General features: G+C 71.6%; 1 protein-coding gene. It reads right to left on the bottom strand.

Translation table 11 applies throughout. The features are described 5' to 3' along the window. Positions 1–111: 111 nt before the first annotated feature. Positions 112–1,027 (bottom strand): xanthine dehydrogenase family protein molybdopterin-binding subunit (locus tag ACWDNU_RS47150; RefSeq protein ID WP_449673620.1); only part of this gene is annotated, 916 nt, incomplete at its 5' end.

Below are 1,027 nucleotides of genomic sequence, written 5' to 3'. Positions count from 1 at the left end.
GCACCGGCTGGATCCGGTCGCCCGCGCCCGGGTAGCGCGTCCGCAGACCTGCGTCGACGGCGTCGAGGGTGGCGTCGATGCGGGCACGGATATGTTCGGGTAGCTGGGAGTTCACCCGGCGGCTCCTTCCGCGATGATCCGCCACACGCGGTCGGCGGTCATCGGTAATCGGTCCGGTCGGGCGCCGACGGCGTCGCGGATCGCGTTCGCCAGGGCGGGCGCGACCGGGTTGTAGGGGGACTCACTCATCGATTTGGCACCCAGCGGGCCCAACTCGTCACTGGTTTCGGCGAAATACACCTCGGTGCGGGGCAGATCGGCGAACTGCGGAATGTGATAGTGCCGCAGCGTCCGGGTGGTCACCACGCCCGCGTCGGTGCGCATGTCCTCGTAGAGCGCGGTGCCCAGCGCCTGGGCGACACCACCCTCCACCTGGCCGCGCAACTGCACCGGGTTGACCACCGTGCCCGCGTCCGCCACCTGGATCGATTGCAGAATCCGCACCTCACCGGTGCTCGGCCGGACCGCCACCCGGAACGCGTGCACATTGAAACTCACCGAGCGTGGCGTCCCCGCGTGTGTGCCGTGCGCGACCAGCTCGCCGTCGGGGAGCAGCTGTTCGGCGGTCATCAGGTCGGTCCCGCACCGCACCCCGCCCGCCTCCAGCACACAGTCGCGTTCCGGATGCCCACTGACCTTCGCGGCCCTGGCCAGCAGCATCGCGCGCAGCTCCAGGGCGGCCGCGTAGGCGGCCTTGCCCGCGACCATCGTGCCGGTGGACCCGAACGCGCCGGTGTCGTGCCCGACGACATCGGTGTCGGACTGCCGGATCCGGATCCGGTCGGCGGTGGTGGCCAGCGCGGTCGCGGCCAGCTGCGCGTGCACCGTGGTGGTGCCGTTGCCGAATTCGGCGGTGCCGACGCCGATCTCGTAGGTCCCGTCGGCCAGCAGGCGCGCGGTGGCGTCGGCGTGGTGACCGCGCGGTGGCACGGTGGCGATCATCGCCACCGCCATGCCCTCGCCGATC

It is taken from the genome of Amycolatopsis sp. NPDC003676 (assembly GCF_053587275.1).
This window is presented reverse-complemented; position numbering and strand designations above follow the sequence as displayed.